Annotated in this window: 3 protein-coding genes and 3 pseudogenes; 4 read left to right on the forward strand and 2 right to left on the reverse strand. The window is 71.7% G+C overall.

Going from position 1 to position 4,871, the window contains the following annotated elements:
- A pseudogene (locus tag FV223_RS31950) lies at nucleotides 1-79 on the forward strand (oxalate decarboxylase family bicupin); the annotation flags it as partial.
- A 10-nt stretch (nucleotides 80-89) separates the two neighbouring features.
- Nucleotides 90-695 (forward strand): annotated as a pseudogene (locus FV223_RS20080) (DUF2778 domain-containing protein); the annotation flags it as partial.
- A 10-nt stretch (nucleotides 696-705) separates the two neighbouring features.
- On the opposite strand, the gene FV223_RS20085 reads toward FV223_RS20080, so the two are convergent.
- The gene (locus FV223_RS20085) at nucleotides 706-1,914 is read right to left on the reverse strand and encodes an oxalate decarboxylase family bicupin (RefSeq protein WP_147728661.1); all 1,209 of its coding nucleotides are present in this window, start codon (nucleotides 1,912-1,914) and stop codon (nucleotides 706-708) included.
- Nucleotides 1,915-2,214: 300 nt separating this feature from the next.
- Between FV223_RS20085 and FV223_RS20090 the strand changes: the two genes are divergently transcribed.
- On the forward strand, nucleotides 2,215-2,916 hold the full coding sequence (locus FV223_RS20090; protein ID WP_147728662.1) for a response regulator transcription factor: 702 nt from the start codon (nucleotides 2,215-2,217) through the stop codon (nucleotides 2,914-2,916).
- A 49-nt stretch (nucleotides 2,917-2,965) separates the two neighbouring features.
- Nucleotides 2,966-4,435, forward strand: a complete 1,470-nt coding sequence (locus FV223_RS20095) for a HAMP domain-containing sensor histidine kinase (protein WP_147728663.1) — start codon at nucleotides 2,966-2,968, stop codon at nucleotides 4,433-4,435.
- Between the two features lie 126 nt (nucleotides 4,436-4,561).
- Here the strand turns inward: FV223_RS20095 and FV223_RS31955 are convergent.
- Nucleotides 4,562-4,871, reverse strand: a pseudogene (locus FV223_RS31955) (hypothetical protein); the annotation flags it as partial.

The raw sequence follows: 4,871 nt of genomic DNA on the forward strand, positions 1-4,871 counted from the left end.
GGCGCGGACCTTCGACTACCAGGGCGGCGACGTCGGCTACGTGCCGTTCGCCATGGGCCACTACATCGAGAACACCGGCGCCCGCCCCCGACGATCGCAATTTCCTGGAGAAGTTCTTCGGCATCGAGCGCAACGCGACGCCGGCGTTGGCCTATGCCGCACTGGAGACGCCCTCCCCCGCGAAGCTGCCGCGCCAGCGGATCGTGCCCCCGGCCAACCCCGACCCGGCGGCGGTCGCGATCTACGACATCAGCGCGCGGATCGTGACGCTGCCCAACGGCACCAAGCTCGACGCGCATTCCGGCCTCGGCGAGATGATGGACGACCCGCGCAACGTCCACGTGCGGATGCGGGGGGCGACGCCGCCCGGCACCTACGACCTCACCGAGCGCGAGGACCTGTTCCACGGCGTCCGCGCGATCCGGCTCACGCCGGTCGGCGGCACCGCCGCCGTCTACGGCCGGGTCGGGCTCCTCGCTCACACCTACATGCTGGGGCCGACAGGGGCCTCGAACGGCTGCGTGTCGTTCAAGGACTACCAGGCCTTCCTGCAGGCCTACCTGCGCGGCGAGGTCCAGCGCCTCGTCGTCGTGCCCGGCCGCGGCCAGGACGCACCGCCGAGCGTCGCCCAGCAGAGCCCCCCGGCTCCGGCCCCGACGCCGGGCCGTTCGGCCCGGCTCGGCAACGACGTGTAGGGGTGCCGCTTCAGAGCGGCACCACGGGGCCCTTCTTCGCCGACAGCCCGTCGATCAGCTTCGGATCGAGCTTGGTGTGGGCCTGGACGAGCGCGTGCGGCGTCAGCGCCATCCACTGGCGCAGGGACAGGTCGGCGTAGCGCGGGCTCTTGAACATCTCAAGGAAGGTCAGCGGCGTGTCGCCGGTGTTCTCGATGTAGTGGCCCATGGCGAACGGCACGTAGCCGACGTCGCCGCCCTGGTAGTCGAAGGTCCGCGCCTTCGACTCCGAGCCGAACACCGTCATCCGCCCCTTGCCCGAGAGGTAGTACTGCCACTCGTCGCCGTTCGGGTGCCAGTGCAATTCCCGCATCGCGCCGGGTTCGAGCTCGACCAGCGCCGCGGCGATCGTCTCCGAGGCCGGGAAGTTGGTTGAATCGGTGATCCGCACCGTTCCGCCCTTCGTGCGGATCGGCTCCTGCGCCAGCATCCGGTGGCTGAACGACTTCGGGATCGGCCCGGCGCCCCCCATCCGGTCGCCCGCCAGCGGGCCGGGCTTCGGGCCGGGGAAGATGTAGAGCTCGCGCTCGGGGATGTTCGCGAAGGCGCTTTCCGGCAGGCCGAAGTTCTTGGCAAGCACCTCCTTCGGGGTGTGCGCCAGCCAGTCGGTGATCAGGAAGGTCGAGTCTTCCGAGAAGCCGCCATCGTCGAACACCAGCAGGAACTCGCAGCCGTCGACGTCGGATTCCAGCGCCTGGATCGAGTGCGGGATGCCGGAGGGGAAGTACCACAGGTCGCCCTCGCCGACGTCGTCCGCGAAGGTCCGCCCGTCCGGATCGATGGCGGTGATCCGGGCACGGCCCTTGATCATGTAGGACCACTCGGCCTCCTTGTGCCAATGCATCTCACGCACCGCGTTGGCCTTCAGGCGCATGTTCACGCCCGCCATCGCCTTCGAGATCGGCAGCTCGCGCACCGTGGTCTGCCGGGCCCAGCCGCCCTCCTCCAGGCGCATGTGGCTGTTGGCGAACGACCATTTCAGGTTCGGCATCGTGCCGTGGTCGGTGGCGGGCGGCGCGACGGTATAGGGATCCTCGGCCTCGCGGGCGGGGTTGCGCGGCCCGAGGATGTCCGCCCCCTTGCCGGCGCGCTCGGGCATCGGCCCTTCGGCGGCGCGGGCACCGCCGGCGGCGAGCGCGGTGCCGGCGGCGATCAGGGTACGGCGTGAGATGTCGTTCATGCGGCCTGTCCGTGGATGCGATGGGTCGTGCGCCGTCGCCCGGCCCGGGTCCGTCGGTGGATCGTCGGCGTGGCGACGGCGTGCGCGGCAGGACAAGCCGCATGGTTGCGATCCGATCCCGCCATTCCCGGCATGGCTGCAACGCGTGGCGGGCGAACCTGTCCGAACGGTCATCTTCCCGCGATCTCCCGGTCATCCGGGCGGGTGCAGGATGCGGACGACCGAATGATCGAGGGCAGCCCGACCGTGACCGTCCAAGCCCATTCCGCCCCGTCCCGGTCCGCGCTATGGACCGAACCCATGCGGCTCCTGATCATCGAGGACGATCGCGAGGCGGTCTCCTACCTCGTCAAGGCGTTCCGGGAGGCCGGGCACCTCGCCGACCACGCGACCGACGGCCTCGACGGCTACGGCCTCGCCTGCGACGGCGCCTACGACGTGCTGATCGTCGACCGGATGCTGCCGAAGCTCGACGGGCTTTCGCTGATCCGCTCCCTGCGCGAGCAGAGGGTGACGACGCCGGTGCTGATCCTGTCGGCGCTGGGGCAGGTGGACGACCGGGTGAAGGGCCTGCGCGCCGGCGGCGACGACTACCTGCCGAAGCCCTACGCCTTCTCGGAGCTGCTCGCCCGCGTCGAGGTGTTGGCCCGGCGCGGCGGCTCGTCCGTCGCGAGCGCCGAGGCGACCGCCTACCGCGTCGGCGACCTCGAGCTCGACCGGCTCTCCCACCGGGTGACGCGGGCGGGCCAGGACGTCGCCCTGCAGCCGCGCGAGTTCCGGCTGCTGGAGTACCTGATGCGCCATGCCGGCCAGGTCGTGACCCGGACCATGCTCCTGGAGCACGTCTGGGACTATCACTTCGACCCGCAGACCAACGTCATCGACGTGCACGTCTCGCGCCTCAGGGCCAAGCTCGACAAGGGTTTCGGCACGCCGATGATCCACACGATCCGCGGCGCCGGCTACATCCTGCGCGCCGACGAGGCGCGGCCGCCATCATGATGCCCGCGAGGACGGATCGAGCCCGCGCGATCGCCGGCATCCTCGTCCCGTGACGCCGCACGTCCCGACCCCGGACAGCGCCTTCGTCCGCATCCAGAAGCTGTTCCGGACGACGGCGTTCAAGCTGTCAATCGCGTACCTCGTCGTGTTCGCGGCCTGCGCCGGGGTGGCGCTCGGCACCATCGCCTGGAGCGCCCGTCGCGTCCTCGACGACCAGATCGTCTCGACGATCGACGCCGAGATCAACGGGCTCGCCGAGCAGTACAACGGCGGCGGCCTGCGCCGGCTGATCTCCGCGGTCGAGCGAAGGGCGGCCGAGCCCGGCGCCTCGCTCTACCTCGTGACCACGGCCAACGGCGACCACGTGGTCGGCAACGTCGGCGACCTGCCCGCGAGCGTGCTGGCGACGCCGGGACAGGCGGAAACCGTCTACGGCCGCAGCCGCGAGACGCAAGAGCGCGAGACCCATCGCGCGATCGTGCGCATCTTCACTTTGCCCGGCGGCTTCCGGCTGCTCGTCGGCCGCGACGTCGAGGAGCGCGACCGCCTGCGCGGGGTGATCGCCAGCACCTTCGGCACCTCGCTCGCGGTCGTGGTGCTGCTCGGCGTCATCGGCGGCTGGGTGGTCGCCGGCCGGGTCCTCAAGCGGGTCGACGCGATGACCGAGACCGCCGGCACCATCATGGCGGGCGATCTCGGCCGCCGCCTGCCGGTCGCGGGCAACGGCGACGAGCTCGATCGCCTCGCCCAGAATCTGAACCTGATGCTGGAGCGGATCGGCGAGCTGATGCGCGGCCTGCGCGAGGTCTCCGACAACATCGCCCACGACTTGAAGACGCCGCTGACGCGCCTGCGCAACCGCGCCGACGAGGCGCTTCGCGGCGAGCGCTCGCCGGACGCCCTGCGCGCGGCGCTGGACGGGGTGATCGAGGACAGCGACGGCCTGATCCGGGTGTTCAACGCGCTCCTGATGATCGCGCGGCTCGAGGCGGGCAACGCTCGCGAGATGATGGCGCCGTTCGATCTCGGACCGTCCGTGCGGGCGATCGGCGAGCTCTACGAGGCACTGGCCGAGGAGCGCGGCCAGCGCCTCGACGTGTCGGCGCCGGACGGCCTGATCGTCGACGGCAACCGCGAGCTGGCGGGGCAGGCGCTCGCCAACCTCCTGGACAACGCAATCAAGTACGGCGCCGAGGCCCGCGGCGGGTCGCCGGGCGGGATCGTGATGGCGGCGTCGCGGATCGGTGCGGAGATCGTCGTCACGGTGGCCGATCGCGGCCCGGGCATCCCGGAAGCCGAGCGCGGGCGCGTCCTCGACCGCTTCGTGCGCCTGGAGGACGCCCGATCGGCACCGGGCTTCGGCCTGGGCCTGAGCCTCGTCGCCGCCGTCGTGCGCCTGCACCAGGGGCGCCTGACGCTGGAGGACAACACGCCCGGCCTGCGCGTGGCGATCGCCCTGCCGGCGGCGGGCGCCGCGAACCGGCAGAGCCCGGACGCTCCGTCGGAGGGCGGGGCCTGATCGCGACGGCGACCTTCGCCGGCTGGGACAGGGCGGCCTGCGCGACGAAGCGCGGACCAACCGGCCCGCGATCGTCACCCGCCGGTGCGTCGGCCGGCGACCGGCACCATGCTGGGATGCGCGCCCTCAGCTCTCGGCGGTCGCTTCGTCGGTCTCCGAAGCCGCCTCGTCCTCGGACGCGTCCTCGTTCTCGAGTTCCGCATCGGCCTCCGCATCCGCGTCGGCGGACGTCGCCTTGGCGATGCTGATGAAGTCGCCCCGGCGGATCGCCTCGCCGCCCGAGGCCATGGTGCTGAGGTAAGCGTTCAGCGTGGCCGGCGCGACGTCGGGCAGGCGCTGCGCGATCTGGGCGGTGGACAGGCCCTGCGGGCCGGCGCTTTCCAGGAGGGCGCGGAGCCGGCCCTTCGCCGAGTTCGCCCGGGGCCCGCGCCCTCCT

The organism is Methylobacterium sp. WL116, from assembly GCF_008039455.1.
Taxonomy (GTDB): domain Bacteria; phylum Pseudomonadota; class Alphaproteobacteria; order Rhizobiales; family Beijerinckiaceae; genus Methylobacterium.